Annotated in this window: 14 protein-coding genes; 5 read left to right on the top strand and 9 right to left on the bottom strand. The window is 63.4% G+C overall.

Annotation, left to right across the window (positions count from 1 at the left end; all coding sequences use genetic code 11):
- Positions 1-9: 9 nt before the first annotated feature.
- A complete protein-coding gene (locus Amn_RS04450) occupies positions 10-1,014 on the bottom strand; it encodes an ABC transporter permease subunit (RefSeq protein ID WP_067965490.1) in 1,005 nt (334 codons plus the stop codon).
- 110 nt (positions 1,015-1,124) lie between these two features.
- The gene (locus Amn_RS04445) at positions 1,125-2,720 is read right to left on the bottom strand and encodes an ABC transporter substrate-binding protein (RefSeq protein ID WP_067965492.1); all 1,596 of its coding nucleotides are present in this window, start codon (positions 2,718-2,720) and stop codon (positions 1,125-1,127) included.
- A 390-nt stretch (positions 2,721-3,110) separates the two neighbouring features.
- Between Amn_RS04445 and Amn_RS04440 the strand changes: the two genes are divergently transcribed.
- Both Amn_RS04440 and Amn_RS04435 read left to right on the top strand, forming a co-directional pair.
- Positions 3,111-3,677, top strand: coding sequence for a hypothetical protein (locus tag Amn_RS04440; protein WP_286298239.1), 567 nt, complete (start codon positions 3,111-3,113; stop codon positions 3,675-3,677).
- Between the two features lie 157 nt (positions 3,678-3,834).
- Positions 3,835-5,484: a long-chain fatty acid--CoA ligase gene (locus Amn_RS04435; protein WP_502874764.1), complete on the top strand. Its 1,650-nt coding sequence runs from the start codon at positions 3,835-3,837 to the stop codon at positions 5,482-5,484.
- A gap of 138 nt (positions 5,485-5,622) precedes the next feature.
- Here Amn_RS04435 and Amn_RS04430 read toward each other — a convergent pair whose 3' ends face one another.
- The 3 genes from Amn_RS04430 to Amn_RS04420 form a co-directional block, all read right to left on the bottom strand.
- Entirely contained in the window at positions 5,623-6,252 is a 630-nt protein-coding gene (locus tag Amn_RS04430) for an HAD-IA family hydrolase (RefSeq protein WP_263008091.1), read from the bottom strand.
- A 161-nt stretch (positions 6,253-6,413) separates the two neighbouring features.
- The gene (gene map / locus Amn_RS04425) at positions 6,414-7,193 is read right to left on the bottom strand and encodes a type I methionyl aminopeptidase (protein ID WP_286294899.1); all 780 of its coding nucleotides are present in this window, start codon (positions 7,191-7,193) and stop codon (positions 6,414-6,416) included.
- 1 nt (position 7,194) lies between these two features.
- A complete protein-coding gene (locus Amn_RS04420; RefSeq protein ID WP_067965500.1) occupies positions 7,195-7,401 on the bottom strand; it encodes a ParD-like family protein in 207 nt (68 codons plus the stop codon).
- A gap of 151 nt (positions 7,402-7,552) precedes the next feature.
- Between Amn_RS04420 and Amn_RS04415 the strand changes: the two genes are divergently transcribed.
- Entirely contained in the window at positions 7,553-8,230 is a 678-nt protein-coding gene (locus Amn_RS04415) for a TrmH family RNA methyltransferase (RefSeq protein ID WP_286294897.1), read from the top strand.
- 462 nt (positions 8,231-8,692) lie between these two features.
- Entirely contained in the window at positions 8,693-9,886 is a 1,194-nt protein-coding gene (locus Amn_RS04410; protein ID WP_286294896.1) for a TCR/Tet family MFS transporter, read from the top strand.
- Positions 9,887-10,280: 394 nt separating this feature from the next.
- On the opposite strand, the gene Amn_RS04405 is transcribed toward Amn_RS04410, so the two are convergent.
- Both Amn_RS04405 and Amn_RS04400 read right to left on the bottom strand, forming a co-directional pair.
- Entirely contained in the window at positions 10,281-10,733 is a 453-nt protein-coding gene (locus Amn_RS04405; RefSeq protein WP_067965502.1) for an SRPBCC family protein, read from the bottom strand.
- Positions 10,734-10,854: 121 nt separating this feature from the next.
- Positions 10,855-11,592 (bottom strand): class I SAM-dependent methyltransferase, encoded by a 738-nt coding sequence (locus Amn_RS04400; RefSeq protein ID WP_182575565.1) that lies wholly within the window; start codon positions 11,590-11,592, stop codon positions 10,855-10,857.
- 253 nt (positions 11,593-11,845) lie between these two features.
- On the opposite strand from Amn_RS04400, the gene Amn_RS04395 reads away from it, so the two are divergent.
- Complete coding sequence (locus tag Amn_RS04395) at positions 11,846-13,648, top strand: IlvD/Edd family dehydratase (protein WP_286294895.1); 1,803 nt, start codon at positions 11,846-11,848, stop codon at positions 13,646-13,648.
- A gap of 65 nt (positions 13,649-13,713) precedes the next feature.
- Here Amn_RS04395 and Amn_RS04390 read toward each other — a convergent pair whose 3' ends face one another.
- Together Amn_RS04390 and Amn_RS04385 are read right to left on the bottom strand one after the other, a co-directional pair.
- A complete protein-coding gene (locus Amn_RS04390) occupies positions 13,714-13,881 on the bottom strand; it encodes a hypothetical protein (protein WP_157097172.1) in 168 nt (55 codons plus the stop codon).
- Positions 13,882-14,005: 124 nt separating this feature from the next.
- Positions 14,006-14,776, bottom strand: a complete 771-nt coding sequence (locus tag Amn_RS04385; RefSeq protein ID WP_286294893.1) for a DUF899 domain-containing protein — start codon at positions 14,774-14,776, stop codon at positions 14,006-14,008.
- Positions 14,777-14,823 lie beyond the last annotated feature (47 nt).

Raw genomic sequence — 14,823 nt, 5'->3', positions numbered from 1 at the left:
CGTGCCCTCCTAGTGCCGGATACGCGGGTTGATGAGGCCGTACATCAGGTCGACCGCAAGGTTCACCAGCATGATCACGGCAGCGATCATGAGCAGGCCACCCTGGATGACGGCGTAGTCGCGCCGCGACACGGAATCGACCATCCACTTGCCGATGCCCGGCCAGGAGAAGATCGTCTCGGTCAGGATCGCGCCGGCGAGCATCACGCCGACCTGCAGGCCGACTGTCGTGACGACCGGGATCATGGCGTTGCGGAGCGCATGGACGCCGACGACACGGAAGGTCGACAGGCCCTTGGCGCGCGCGGTCCGCACATAGTCCTCGGACAGCACCTCCAGCATCGCGGAGCGCGTCTGGCGCGCAATGACGGCGAGCGGAATGGTGCCCAGCACGATGGTCGGCAGGATCAGGTGGCTGACGGCCGACTTGAAGGCGCCTGCCTGGCCTGAAAGCAGCGAGTCGATCAGCATGAAGCCGGTGACGGGCGGGAAATAGAACATCAGCGAGATGCGACCGGAGACGGGCGTCCAGCCGAGCATGCCCGAAACAAGCATGATCAGCAGCAGGCCCCACCAGAAGATCGGCATCGAGAAGCCGACAAGGGCGGTGCCCATCATCGCCTGGTCGGCGAAGGAGCCGCGCTTGATCGCAGCGACGATGCCCGCGGGCACGCCGAGAACGATGGCGAAGACGATCGCGCAGAGCGAAAGCTCGACGGTCGCCGGGAACAGTTCGAAGAACTGGTCGACAACAGGCTTCTTGGTGACGATCGAGGTGCCGAAATCGCCGCGCACAACACCCCAGAGATAATCGAGATACTGAATGACGATGGGCCGGTCGAAGCCGAGCTCAGCGGAGATTTCCGCGTGGCGCTCCGGCGACATGACGCGTTCGCCGGAAAGCAGGGCGACAGGATCGCCGGGCAGAAGTCGGATGAATGAGAATGCGATGATGGAGACCCCGATGAATGTCGGGATCAGGACGGCGAGCCGTCCCAACAGGAACCGGAGCATGTCGAACCTTTAAGTGAATGTTCCGAGAAAAGGTAAGGGTAGCACAAAAAGTGCATTGGGGCGCTTGTGATCCAAGCGCCCCAACCCAAGGCTGGCCTGTTTAGGCAACCTTACTCCGTGATGTCAACACCGTCGAAAGCGAAGTCGCCGAGCGGGCTCTGGACGAAGCCTTCGACGCCCTTGCGCATCGGAACGATCGACAGCGAGTGGTCGATGGTTGCCCAGGGAGCGTCCTTCTTGAACACGACCTGCGCCTGCTCATAGAGCTTTGTGCGCTCGGCGATATCCGAGGTTTCCTTGGCCTTCGTCACCAGATCGTCGAACTCCTTGTTGCACCACTGGGCGCGGTTGTTGCCGCCGACAGCGTCGCAACCGAGCAGGGTGTCAAGGAAGTTGTCCGGATCGCCATTGTCGCCGGTCCAGCCGAGCATGACGGCGCCGTCACGATCCTTGGCCTTCGACTTGTCGAGGTACTCGGCCCACTCGTAGGAGACGATCTCGACCGTCACGCCAACCTTGGCGAAATCGGACTGGATCAGCTCCGCCGCGCGGCGGGCGTTGAGCATGTAGGGACGCGAAACCGGCATCGCCCAGACCTTCATCTTGAGGTCCTTGACGCCAGCGGCTTCAAGGCCCTTCTTCGATGCTTCCGGATCATACTTGTCGTCTTCGACGGCCTTGTTATACGACCACATCGTCGGCGGGATCGGATTGGTTGCCGGCGTTGCAGCACCCTGGAACACGGCGTCGACGATGGCCTGCTTGTTGATGGCCTGGTTGAGCGCCTTGCGGACTTCCGGCTTGTCGAACGGAGCCTGGGTGGTGTTGTAGGCGAGGTAGGCGACGTTCAGGCCTTCCTGTTCCACGACCTTCAGGTTCGTATCGGCCTTCATCGCAGCCACGTCGGCAGCGTTCGGGAACGGCATCAGGTGGCATTCGCCGGCCTTCAGCTTCTGATAGCGAACCGATGCGTCAGGGGTGATCGCAAAGACCAGGTCGTCGATCTTCTGCTTGCCGCCCCAGTAATCCGGGTTGGCCTTGTAGCGGATGATGGCGTCCTGCTGGTAGGCGACGAAGGCGAACGGGCCAGTGCCGAGCGGCATCTGGTTCATCTGGTTCATCTTGCCGTCAGCCTGCAGCTTGTCGGCATATTCCTTCGACACGATCGATGCGAACGGCATCGCGACGTTGGCGAGGAACGGAGCCTCCTTGCGGGTCAGGGTGATCTTGACCGTCAGGTCGTCGACCTTCTCGACCGACTTGATCACTTCCGGGAAGCCCATGCCGGCAGCGTATTCCCACGAAGCGCCGGTCACGTACTTGTTCCAGGGATTGTCGGCCTTCAGCTGACGGTCGAACGAGAACACGACGTCGTCGGCGTTGAAGTCGCGGGTCGGCGTGAAGAACTCGGTCGTCTGGTACTTGACCCCCGGACGCAGCTTGAAGGTGTACTCGAGGCCGTCGTCGGAAACCGTGTAGCTCTCGGCCAGGCCCGGCTCGGTCTCGGTGGTGCCCTTCTTGAACTCAAGCAGGCGGTTATAGACGGTGTGCGCGGCGGCGTCGAAGGTCGTACCGGCGGTATAAAGGCCCGGATCGAAGCCTTCCGGCGAACCTTCCGAGCAGTAGACGAACGTCTTAGCGCTCGCCGCACCGCTGAGGACGGTTGCAGCCAGCAACGCGGCCGCAAAGGTCGTTTTTTTCAACATTGAACACTCCCTATGATTTTTCCCAAGCCCTACCCGTCAGGCTCGCAGGCGCGCATATAAGCACCGTTTATCCAGCTTTGGAACTCCCCGCCTACCTGCCCTTTGGTAAGCAGAATATTTTACCCACAGATGACTTCGAAATAGTCGAAAATTCGCAATTTCCATTGGCTGGCCAGCCATTTGCACTTCGCGTTAGATTCGACGGCGACAGGTTTTGTCATCGCGGCCGATGGCAATTGCGGCGCTGTTGCTGGACCGGGCCGATATAACTGCGAAACCTAAAATTCGTTCTGCGAGGTGACGTTGGGTGATACTTGCCGTTAACGTCAGGTGGCAATACAAACAACTACAACATGCCCCGACGCGGCACTGTTCTTGCGGCGCTGCGACGTGGACGAGGGCGAAAGCCGGCGGATCGTTGCCGCCGGAAACAAGAACAACAAGGGAGGATGCATTGGCCAAATCTACCGGCAAGGCGAGCACGGCGAAGTCCGCAACCACCATGGCGGCGGCCAAGCCAGCCGATACGACCAAGCCCGAAACCAAACCCGCAGCCAAGGCGACCGCCGCCAAGCCGGCACCTGCCAAGGCAGCGGCTTCAAAGCCGGCAAAGGCGGCCGCAGCGCCGAAGTCCGCGGCCCCAGTGAGCAAGCCGGCCGCCAAGCCGGCTCAGAAATCCGAAGCGAAGCCAGCCGCATCCAAGCCAGTAACCGCGAAGACCGAAGCCGTAGCGGCCAAGCCAAAGGCGGCAGCGCCAAAGCCTGTTGCAGCAAAGCCAGCGGCATCAAAGCCTGCGGCCACGAAGCCCGCAACCAAGACCGAAGCCAAGCCAAAAGCCACAGCGCCGAAAGCGGCTGCAAAGGCCGCTCCGGCCAAGGCGAAAAGCGCCGCCAAACCTGCCGCATCGAAGATCGCGGCATCGGCGCCTGCGGTCGCCGCACCGGCAAACGTTGCTGAAACGCCCAGGCCTGTTGCCAAGGCGAAGCCTGCTGCAAAGTCAGCAGCGGCAAAACCTGCCGCCAAGGCTGCAGCAGCCCCCACCGCGAAGCCGACGCCAGCAGCCAAGCCTGCGGCACCTGCCAAGGCAGCAGCGAGGTCCGGCGACAAGCCGTGGCTGAAGAGCTACCCGGCCAACGTTCCGGCCGAGATGCCGCCGCTCACATACAGCTCGATCGGCGATCTGTTGACCGAAGCCTGCCGCCAATATGCCGGCCGCCCGGCGTTTTCGTGCATGGGCAAATCGCTGAGCTATGGCGAGCTCGAGCGCATGTCGACGGCGTTCGGCGCATGGCTTCAGTCGAAGGGCCTCGCAAAGGGCGCCCGCGTCGCCATCATGATGCCGAACGTGCTGCAGTACCCGGTCGCCATGATGGCTGTCCTGCGCGCCGGCTACACTGTGGTGAACGTCAACCCGCTCTACACACCGCGCGAACTCGAGCACCAGCTCAAGGATTCCGGCGCCCAGGCCATCATCATCCTCGAAAACTTCGCCACCACGCTGCAGGCCGTCATCGCCAAGACCGAGGTCAAGCATGTCGTCGTGGCCTCGATGGGCGAGATGCTCGGCCTCAAGGGCCTGCTGGTCAATCTCGTCGTGCGCAAGGTCAAGAAGCTGGTGCCGGCCTGGTCGCTGCCCGGCCATGTCAAGTTCATGGCGGCGCTCAAGGAAGGTGCAAGCCTCAGCTTCAAGCCGGCCACTGTCGCTGCCTCCGACATCGCCTTCCTGCAATATACCGGCGGCACCACGGGCGTCTCAAAGGGCGCGATGCTGATCCACTCCAACGTGCTCGCCAACGTCGCCCAGTTGGCGCTGTGGGTGGAGGACGCCTACACGGTGCGTCCGAAGCCGCCGCACCTGACCTTCGTCTGTGCGCTGCCGCTCTATCATATCTTCGCGCTCACCGTGAACGCGCTGATGGGCATGCAGCAGGGCGCGCTCAACGTGCTGATCCCCAACCCGCGCGACATTCCCGGCTTCGTCAAGGAACTGGGCAAGTTCCAGTTCAACATCTTCCCCGGACTCAACACGCTGTTCAACGCGCTGACCAACAACGAGGACTTCCGCAAGCTCGACTTCTCAGGCCTGATCCTGTCGCTCGGCGGCGGCATGGCGGTTCAGCGGCCGGTGGCCGAGCGCTGGAAGAAGGCGACCGGCAACCACATCACCGAAGGTTATGGCCTGTCGGAAACCTCGCCGGTAGCAACCGCCAACAAGTGCTCGTCGCCCGACTTCACCGGCACCATCGGCCTGCCCCTGCCCTCGACCGACATCGCCATCCGCGACGAGAATGACAACGACATGCCGCTCGGCGAGGTCGGCGAGATCTGCATCAGGGGCCCGCAAGTCATGGCCGGCTACTGGAACCGCCCCGACGAGACCGCCAAGGTGATGACCTCGGACGGCTTCTTCAAGTCGGGTGACATGGGCTTCATGGACGAGCGCGGCTTCACCAAGATCGTCGACCGCAAGAAGGACATGATCCTGGTCTCGGGCTTCAACGTCTATCCCAATGAGCTCGAGGACGTCGTCGCCCAGCATCCCGGCGTGCTCGAGGTCGCCGCCGTCGGCGTGCCGGACGAGCATTCGGGCGAAGTGCCGAAGCTGTTCGTCGTGCGCAAGGATCCCGACCTCACCGTCGAGACGCTGATCGCCTACTGCCGCGAAAACCTGACCGGCTACAAGCGGCCCAAATACATCGAGTTCCGCACCGAACTGCCGAAGACCAATGTCGGCAAGATCCTACGGAGAGAACTCAGGGGCTGAGGCTCCGCTCGATCCGAACGACAACGGCCATCGTGGGAACACGGTGGCCGTTTTTGTGCCCCCGGCGGCTCGACGTGCTGATCGCATGCCAATCGGGGCGTATCGGTGCATCAGGCGACCAGCAGTGCCGCAACCCGATCAGCCGGTCAGCTTTGCAACCAGATCGGCATAGTCGTCAAACACCAGATCCGGCCCGTGGGCGCGCAAGGTGGCGCCTGCATTGTAGCCGAAGGTCACGGCGCCGGCCGCGATGCCTGCGCCTCGAGCCGCCTCGATGTCGCGAACCTCGTCGCCGATGGCGATGGCGCGCCGCCTGTCGGCGCCAATGCGCTTGATAACGGCCTTGAACATCGCGCTTTTGCCCCACAGCGACGCGCCGCACTGGAAGTGACTGACATGAGTCGCAGCCGGCCCAAGTGTCCGGCGAATGGTGTCTTCGTTGTTGGAACTGACGATGGCAACACTGATGTTGCTTGCGGCAAGGCTCGCAAGCATCGGCTCAACTCCGGGGAACAGTGCAACCGCATCGCCGCTTTCAGCGCTCAGCTTGCGCATGTGCATGGCTATGGCCGGCAGCTTCCATTTGGCGACGCCCAGGCGGGCAACGATCTCACGCGTTCCGAGCGCGCGCAATTCGTCGATCTCGTCCTCCGCCACCTCGCGAAAGCCAAACTGCCGCGCCGTCTGGTTGAGCACCGAGCAGAACCACGGAAAGCTGTCGGCCAGCGTTCCGTCATAGTCGAAGATCGCAAGGGAGAAGGAAGACATCGCACCGCCGCCGTAAACGCAGCGTCACTGCCCCAGTGTCATTGCGGCGTCAATGCGGGCCGGTCCGGCATCGGCCCCGGTCACGCCGGCATAAATGCTGGTTCCCTATCGATTCAGGCCCAGCCACCCGCCTACGTCCCCCGGCAGATGTCGACCAGCTATCACGCCCGGCCTGCCATCATCCGCGCCTCGTCGCGACGCAGCGTCAGCACTTCGACGCCGGTCGCGGTTACCGCGACCGTATGCTCGAACTGGGCCGAAAGCTTGCGGTCACCCGTCACCACTGTCCAGCCGTCGCTCTCGGTTACAACCCTGCGAGTGCCCTGGTTGACCATCGGCTCTATGGTGAAGACCATGCCCTCGCGCAGTTCCAGGCCGGTTCCCGGGCGTCCGAAATTCAGCACCTGCGGCTCCTCGTGCATCTCGCGGCCGATGCCGTGGCCGCAATATTCCCGCACCACCGAATAGCCGTTCCGCTTGGCATGTCGCTCGATGGCGAAACCGATGTCGCCGAGATGCGCTCCGGGCCGGACCTGCCTGATGCCTTTCCACATCGCCTCCTGCGCCACCCGCACCAGCCGCGTCGCCGTCGGCGCGGCATCGCCGACGAGATAGGTCTTGCTCGAATCGGCGATGTAGCCGCCCTTTTCCAGCGTGATGTCGAAGTTGACGATGTCGCCATCCCGGATGATTTCGTGGCCGTCGGGCACACCGTGGCAGACGACATGGTTGATCGAACAGTTCAGCACATGCTGGAAGCCATACTGCCCCTTGCTCGCCGGACGCGCGGCGAGGTCGACGGTGATGAAGCGCTCGACAAGATCATTGACCTGCAAGGTTGACATGCCGGCCAGTTCCTGCCCGTCCAGCATCTCGAATACCGACGCCAGCATCCTGCCCGCGACCCGCATCAGCGCCAGCTCGTCCGGTGTCTTGACCATGTCAGGCGACCGCCAGGTCCCTGATATGCACTTGTGCTGCCGCAAACTGCATCCTGACGATCTCGTTGAACGACAGCGTCGGATTGGCCTCCGCCAGCATGCCGACCTTCATCCAGAACTCGGCCTGGGCATTGATCGACCGGCACATCACCGTGCTCGCCCGCCTGACTTCCTCATGCAGCTCCTCGTCGATCTTTACGATGCCCATGAATGTCTCCTGAACTGAATATACAATCCATATATGTTTCGTATAATCCTTGGTCAATCCATCTGCACGCCAACGCACAGGCCAATCGCTCGCATGCGCGCTGGGTCTTCGGCCCTATTGAACCGTGGTGCGCGCGTGTTAAGACGACCCGATGGAAACAGTCGAAGCCGAGAAGTCCAAAGCATCTGTTCGCAAGCGTGCCGAAGCGATCAAGTCGTTTCGCTGCAAAAACCTTATCGCAGTCATCGAAGAACCGTCCGATATCAAGAATATCGGCACGGTCATCCGAAACGCCAATGCACTCGGCGTGGAGAAGGTCTACATCGTCGATCCCGGCAAGGCGCTTCCCGACGACTGGCAGGACATGCGCGAGCGGAAGTCGCTTTCGAAGATATCGGTATCAGCCGTCAAATGGACATTCGTGAAGCGCTTCGACAGCACCGAGGCATGCCTCGATCATCTGGAAAAGAACGGCTTCGTTTCAGTGGTCACCTCGCCGCACGTCAAGGGCAAGACCAACGCCTACCTGCATGAAGGCGACTACACGCGGCACACGAAACTCGCTGTGTGGTTCGGCAACGAAGGGCGTGGCATCAGTCCGCTCGCGGTCGAGCGCAGCGACATGTGCGTGGCCGTTCCGATGTTCGGCATGATCGAGAGCCTCAATCTCGGCACGTGCTCAGGTATCGTTCTCTACGAAGTCACCAAGCAGCGGCGCGGATATCAGAGCCTGTACCGCCGCAGCAGACGGAAGGGAAAACGCGCCGAGCCCCTACCCACCATCATGCCGCGTGACGGCGCCGATGCCGGCGCAGGCATGGACGGATAGGCCATCCACATCCGCCAGCCAGCGCGAACGCAGGCGCTACCCAAAGGCGGCGGCATATGCGTGCGGCCAGAATAGCCCGCGGGCCGTCCCCTTCTCCACGAAGCCTGCGCGCCGGGGCATCTGGACAGTGCCTTGGCCGGCGCTGCTCAGCGCGCCCTCGACTGCAGCCCTTCGGTCAGCCCGTTGCCCCTGAGGAGCACCAACGCCTCCCCTTGCCGCGCACCACCAGATGACGTAAAGGGAACCCGTCGCGAAAAGCGACCGCTTCCCTTGATCCGCTCAGTGGCGGAGTAAACAGGTGGACGAATAGTCGTCCAGGCGGTCAAGCATAAGCACCCATGCCGTTTCGAGCATGGGTCGCCAGCGTCTCCCGAAAATCATCCCGCCTGGCACCGATCAGGCCTCATTGCGAGCCCCATCGCGCCATGCGCCGTTGCACGCTTGCATCGATTGGAGTCCGCCATGAGCAAGCCGCTCATCGTCATCTTTGTTGCTGTCGTCCTCGATGCCATCGGCATCGGGCTCATCTTTCCGATCCTGCCCGCGCTTTTGCGCGACGTCACCCATGCCGACAATGTCGCCGCCTATATCGGCATCATGACGGCACTCTACGCCGCCATGCAGTTCGTCTTCGCTCCAGTCCTCGGTTCGCTGAGCGACCGGCTCGGCCGGCGCCCGGTGTTCTTGATCTCGCTCGCCGGGGCGGCGGTCAACTACCTGTTCCTGGCCATCGCCCCCAGCCTCTGGATGCTGCTGCTCGGCCGCGCCATTGCCGGGCTGACCAGCGCCAACTTGTCGGTGGCGACTGCCTACATCACCGACATCTCCGCCGAGCATGAACGTGCCCGCCGCTTTGGCCTGTTCAACGCCATGTTCGGCATTGGCTTCATCATCGGGCCGGTGCTGGGGGGCGTGCTCGGCGACCACTGGCTGCGCCTGCCCTTCATCGCGGCAGCGGTGCTCAACGCCTGCAACCTCCTGCTGGCATTTTTCGTCCTGCCGGAATCGCGAGAACCCAGCCGGGCGAAGATCGACCTCGCCGCGCTCAATCCGCTTAGGCCGCTGCGCTGGCTGTTTTCGATGAAGCACCTTTTGCCCGTCATTTCCGTCTTCCTCATCTTCAGCGCCACCGGCGAGGCCTACGGCACCTCCTGGGCGCTGTGGGGCAGCGATGCCTTTCAGTGGAACGGGCTGTGGATCGGCCTGTCGCTGGGCAGCTTCGGCGTCTGCCAGGCGCTTGCCCAGGCTTTTCTACCCGGTCCCGCAGTCAGGCTGCTCGGCGAGCGCACCGCCATCCTCGTCGGCATCGCCTGCGCCTGCACTGCACTGGTCGTCATGGCATTCGCCACCGCGAGCTGGATGATCTTCGCCATCATGCCGCTCTTCGCCCTCGGCGGCATCGGCGTGCCCGCCCTTCAGTCGCTCGCCACCCGGCAGGTCGACGAGAGCCAGCAAGGCCAGTTCCAGGGCGTCCTGGCCTCCGCCCTCAGCCTGGCCTCGATCGCAGCCCCGCTTGCCTTCTCCTGCTTCTACTTTGTCGTCCGCGCCCAATGGCCCGGCGCGATCTGGCTCTCCGTCATCGCCCTCTACGCCCTCAGCGTGCCGCTGGTGCTTGGCCTGAGGTTTCGCGAGGCGGTGCCGGCAGCGGCGACGTGAAGCTGGTGGGTGGGTAGGGTGCGAGACGTGGAGGGCTTTTCCACGCTTTTCCGGTTTTTCTGAACCGGAGCCGCCAAGCGGAACTCCCGCAGACCGCCTCGGTCTCATTCCTCCCCCCTCTGCCCTGCCGGGCGTTCGATACTCGAAAAGCCAAGCTTTCTTCCGCTACGCGGATCGCATCTCACCCCCTACAAGGGGGAGATCAGGCCTGCATCTGCCCCGCGCCCAATCGCCGACTTCGCCAACACCGCCGGGCTTTTCCTACTTGGAAGAAAAGTGCGCGCGGGCGACGCGACCAATTTCCCTCCTTGTGGGGGAGATGGCCGGCAGGCCAGAGGGGTGCGACGGAACGCGAGGCTGCAGATTGGCCTGGTGCCGAAAGATGAAGGGACGCTTACGCCCCCCCAACCTTCTCACCAAAGGTCGAGAAGAACTGGCCGGCCAGCTTCTTCGAAGTCGAGGTGATCAGGCGGCTGCCGAGCTGGGCGATCTTGCCGCCGACATCGGCCTTGGCCTCGTATCTGAGGATCGTCGAACCGGGCCCATCCTCGGTCAGCGTCACGTCGGCGCCGCCCTTGGCGAAGCCGGCGATGCCGCCCTTGCCCTCGCCTTCGATGGTGTAGGAGTGCGGCGGCTTGAGGTTCTTCAGCGTCACCTCGCCGGAAAAGGTCGCCTTGATCGGACCGATCTTGAGCACCACCTTGGCGGCCATCTCGGTCGGCGAGGTCATCTCCAGGCTCTCGCAGCCGGGAATGCTCTCCTTGAGCACATTGGGATCGTTGAGCGCCTTCCACACCACCTCGATGGGGGCGGCGATCTTTTCCTCGCCTTCGATCACCAGGGCCATGCGTTATCCTCCCGAATGCCGATCCGATCGAGGCGTAACGCAGCGCCCGGCGATTGTCCATCGCCGCAGTTTTTGTCAGACCCCGTGGCCGATCGGGATCAGGCCTTGCGGCCGATCGGGATTAGGCCTTGCGGCCGATCGGGATGATCTCGCCCGTGTCGGGCGCGTAGGGCGCGCCCTGCCAGCTGCCGAGCCAGCGGTCGACGACAAGCCCTGCCGCGGCTATCATCTCGGCGAGCGCCTGCTGCGCCGGAAAGGCGATGCGCGACTGGGCATGGAACTGCCGCCCGCCGGCCGGCACTCGATAGAAGGTGTCGTAGGTGACAATGCCCGTTACCGCGTCCTGGACGGCGTCGTTCCAGGCCTCGACGGCGCCGAAAGTGGGATGCGCAACGGTGCGCCTCGAGTCGTCGGGTCCCCACTCCTGCCACTCCCGGGCCAGCGGATTGCGGCTGTCGAAGATGAAGCGGCCGTCTGATGCCAGGTGGGCAGCGATGGTGTCGAGCACGGCGCGCTGGTCATCGGCGGTCAGGAACACCTGGAAGGCGTGGCCGGTCAGGATAACCAGGTCGAAGCTTTTGCCGAGGCGCAGCGACCGGGCATCGCCCTCGACCCATTCGACGCGATCGCCGCCGCAGCGCTTGCGGGCGACATCCAGCATGGCCGGCGCCGGATCGGCACCGGTGACCGCCCTGCCGTCGGCCAACATCGCCGTCAGCGCGCCGGTGCCGCAGCCGAGGTCGAGCACGCTCTTGGCGTCGCCGACGAAGCCCATGATGAAGTCGACATCGTCGCCGCCTTCGTTCTCGAGGTCGTAGAACTGGACAAGCTCGGGGTCGATGTAAAGACGGTCGTCGATCAAGGCATTGCTCGCTTTGCTTGTTGAAGTCGCGCATCTTTGCGAAGCCGGTTTCGGCTTTCCGACCGACGCGCCGGCGGCGCATTCTTATCATTGGAGCGTCACGAGAAAAGCCTCGCCGGCCGGATCAGAGGCCGGTGAAAGTTGCACCAGGGCATCGCCCAACGCCATCCCGCACGTTGCGCCCTTCGTCGCTCTTGCAGCGCTTTGGTCCTTGCCATAACGATGCAAGTCCGGATTTCGGGAGGAATTGATGGCCGGCACAAAGACGACGAAGAAGCTCCGTTCGCAGGAGTGGTTCGACAATCCCGACAATCCCGGCATGACCGCGCTCTATCTCGAGCGCTACCTGAATTTCGGCCTGACGCGCGAGGAGCTGCAGTCGGGCAAGCCGCTGATCGGCATCGCCCAGACCGGCTCTGACCTGTCGCCGTGCAACCGCCACCACATCGAGTTGGCCAAGCGCGTGCGCGACGGCATCGTTGCCGCCGGCGGCGTGCCGTTCGAGTTTCCCTGCCACCCGATCCAGGAAACCGGCAAGCGCCCAACCGCCTCGCTCGACCGCAACCTCGCCTATCTCAGCCTCGTCGAAGTGCTCTATGGCTATCCGCTCGACGGCGTGGTGTTGACCATCGGCTGCGACAAGACTGCCCCCGCGCTTTTGATGGCAGCGGCCACCGTCAACATCCCGGCGATCGCGTTGTCGGTCGGCCCCATGCTCAATGGCTGGCACAAGGGCGAACGCACCGGCTCGGGCACCATCGTGTGGAAGTCGCGCGAGCGCCTGTCGTCGGGCGAGATCGACTACAACCAGTTCATGGACATCGTCGCCTCGTCGGCGCCATCGGTCGGCTATTGCAACACCATGGGCACGGCGACGACGATGAACAGCCTGGCCGAGGCGCTCGGCATGCAGTTGCCCGGAGCGGCTGCGATCCCCGCGCCCTATCGCGAGCGCGGCCAGATCTCCTACGAGACCGGCAAGCGCATCGTCGACATGGTACGCGAGGATCTGAAGCCGTCCGACATCATGACCCGCGAAGCCTTCGAAAATGCCATCGTCATCAATTCGGCGATCGGCGGCTCGACCAATGCGCCGATCCACCTCAATGCCATTGCCCGTCATCTCGACGTGCCGCTCGACAATGACGACTGGCAGAGGGTCGGCCACCATGTGCCGCTGCTGGTCAATTTGCAGCCGGCCGGCGAATATCTCGGCGAGGACTATCACCACGCCGGCGGCGTGCCGGCGGTCGTCGCCGAACTGATGAAGGCCGGCCTGCTGCCTCACCCCGACGCGATCACCGCCAACGGCAAGTCGATGGGCGAGAACTGCGGCGCCACCGAGAACATGGACCCCAAGGTCATCAGGACGGTCGCCGACCCGTTGAAGAAGGATGCCGGCTTCATCAACCTCAGGGGCAATCTGTTCGACAGCGCGATCATGAAGACCAGCGTGATCTCGCCAGAGTTCCGTGACCGCTATCTGTCAAACCCCAAAGACCCGGAAGCCTTCGAAGGCACGGCAAAGGTGTTCGACGGACCGGAGGATTATCACGCCCGCATCGACGACCCCGCCGAGAACATCGACGAGCATACGGTGCTGTTCATGCGAGGTGCTGGGCCTGTCGGCTATCCCGGCGGCGCCGAGGTGGTGAACATGCAGCCGCCAGCCTATCTGCTCAAGCGTGGCATCCACTCGCTGCCCTGCATCGGCGATGGCCGTCAGTCGGGCACATCGGGATCGCCCTCGATCCTCAACGCCTCTCCGGAAGCCGCCGTCGGCGGCGGGCTGGCGCTGCTGAAATCGGGCGACCGGGTGCGCATCGACCTGAGGAAGGGCACCGCCGACATCCTGGTGAGCGACGACGAGATCGCCCGCCGCCGCGCCGAGCTGCAGAACGATGGCGGCTATCACTTCCCGGCGCACCAGACGCCATGGCAGGAAATCCAGCGCGGCATGGTCGACCAGCTGGCGCAAGGCATGGTGCTGAAGCCGGCCGTCAAATACCAGCGTGTCGCCCAGACCAAGGGCCTGCCGCGCGACAATCACTAGGTACCCCCGGGAGCATCATTGCCTAGGCACAATCACGCCTCGGGAACGGTCAGCCCGAGACGCAGTCAGTCGAGGCGGATCGCCGTTTGCTCGCCCGCCACATTTGCGGCTTCGCCGGAGCAGATCGGCTGCGCCAGCATCTCGGCGAGAATGCTGCGCTGGTTGATCTCGGCGCGCGCGACGTAATGACCGAGATGCTGCGCGGCGGCAGCTGTCCCGATACCTACGGCCAAGGCCGTGCCAACAACTGCCCCCCAGCGCACGCCGTGATGCCAACCGGACGCCGCTCTCCACAAGCGGCGCCAGGCTGCCATCACGGCGAAGAGCAATGCTGTCAGGGCGCAGCACATCACCCGCTCAACCGTGCTTGCCGCAGCCGCAATCGGCCGGGTGGTAGCGGCCCGTCATCTCGACCATGCCGCCCTTGCCATACATGTCGTGCGGCCTGACCCAGTCGGCGAGCAGGTGGAACGGACCGTTCTCGGCACGGCCCTTGGGCATCACGTCGAGAAAACCATAGATGCCGAGAAACTGCTCCGCGCCGCGGCCGAAGGTCGAATAGGTCAGATAGATCTGGCCGTCGTCGTCCTTGTAGAAGACGCTGTCGCCGGAGAGATCCTCGATAGGGAAATCGAGTGGCGCGAAGTTGTAGACGGCCTGCTTCGCCGCCAATTGCTCGGGCGTGTAGGAGACGTTGAAGTCGTAGTTGAAGTCGCTGCGGAAGGAGGAGACGAAGCGCGCCTTCCAGCCCATGCGCGCCTTCAGCGCCTCGGCTTCGGCCAGCGGCGCACGGGTGACCGCAACGTAGCTGACGTCGTGGTTTTCGAGGTGGACGAGCACGCTGTCGACATTGTCCATCTCGAACGAGCAGCCGACGCAATGGTGCTGCTGGCCCGGCGCCATCATGAAGTGCTTGATGAACAGCTGGCTGCGCCCGTCGAACAGGTCGGACAGCGACAGCTGTCCTCCGGGGCCGTCGAAATAATATTGCTTGTCGATCCTGACCCAAGGCAATTCGCGCCGCTCGGCGCTCAGCGCGTCGCGCGCCCTGGTCATTGCCTTTTCCTTGGCAAGCAGCGTCCGGCGCGCCGCAACCCACTCGTCTCGTGATACGGTTTCATGCTGCATGTCACTCTCCATCTTTTGGACACAGGTTTCCAATCGGCCGCCCCGTG

It is taken from the genome of Aminobacter sp. Y103A (genome assembly GCF_030294925.1).
GTDB lineage: Bacteria > Pseudomonadota > Alphaproteobacteria > Rhizobiales > Rhizobiaceae > Aminobacter > Aminobacter ciceronei.
Note: the sequence above shows the minus strand (reverse complement) of the source record. Positions and strands in the feature narration are given on the sequence as shown.

Coding starts and splice junctions, on each gene's coding strand:
- Amn_RS04410 (WP_286294896.1), top strand. CDS start 8,693: ATGAGCAAGCCGCTCATCGTCATCTTTGTTGCTGTCGTCCTCGATGCC.
- Amn_RS04405 (WP_067965502.1), bottom strand. CDS start 10,733: ATGGCCCTGGTGATCGAAGGCGAGGAAAAGATCGCCGCCCCCATCGAG.
- Amn_RS04445 (WP_067965492.1), bottom strand. CDS start 2,720: ATGTTGAAAAAAACGACCTTTGCGGCCGCGTTGCTGGCTGCAACCGTC.
- Amn_RS04385 (WP_286294893.1), bottom strand. CDS start 14,776: ATGCAGCATGAAACCGTATCACGAGACGAGTGGGTTGCGGCGCGCCGG.
- Amn_RS04450 (WP_067965490.1), bottom strand. CDS start 1,014: ATGCTCCGGTTCCTGTTGGGACGGCTCGCCGTCCTGATCCCGACATTC.
- Amn_RS04415 (WP_286294897.1), top strand. CDS start 7,553: ATGGAAACAGTCGAAGCCGAGAAGTCCAAAGCATCTGTTCGCAAGCGT.
- Amn_RS04395 (WP_286294895.1), top strand. CDS start 11,846: ATGGCCGGCACAAAGACGACGAAGAAGCTCCGTTCGCAGGAGTGGTTC.
- Amn_RS04420 (WP_067965500.1), bottom strand. CDS start 7,401: ATGGGCATCGTAAAGATCGACGAGGAGCTGCATGAGGAAGTCAGGCGG.
- Amn_RS04430 (WP_263008091.1), bottom strand. CDS start 6,252: ATGTCTTCCTTCTCCCTTGCGATCTTCGACTATGACGGAACGCTGGCC.
- map (WP_286294899.1), bottom strand. CDS start 7,193: ATGGTCAAGACACCGGACGAGCTGGCGCTGATGCGGGTCGCGGGCAGG.